This window comes from Penaeicola halotolerans, from assembly GCF_016464625.1.
Classification (GTDB): domain Bacteria; phylum Bacteroidota; class Bacteroidia; order Cytophagales; family Cyclobacteriaceae; genus Penaeicola; species Penaeicola halotolerans.
This window is the reverse complement of the sequence record NZ_JAEAGO010000178.1, coordinates 1-244: the sequence shown is the minus strand read 5'-3', so window position 1 is coordinate 244 and position 244 is coordinate 1. Positions and strand designations below refer to the sequence as shown.

General features: G+C 39.3%; 1 protein-coding gene. It reads right to left on the bottom strand.

Annotated elements, in window-relative coordinates; translation table 11 throughout:
- On the bottom strand, positions 1 to 244 hold a 244-nt coding region (locus I5349_RS13980; protein ID WP_226391385.1), incomplete at both ends, for a hypothetical protein.

The window sequence follows — 244 nt, the reverse complement described above, 5'->3', positions numbered from 1 at the left end:
ATATTGGTAATCAACTGATCTCCATCTCGCTCATACTGCATATTAACAAAGCCAAACATGTCCATATTGGCAAGTTGCCGCTGTGTCTGCAGGGGATCTTCTTGGTTATAGAGATCGTTTTTCTTGATGAATATCCTAGAGTCAAGAACTTTGGTAGAGTAGCTGTCCTTGTACAGTGAGTAATTGGATTCATTATAGACTTTATTGACCCGATTGTAAGGGACATTTTCTACTGCTGTTTCGT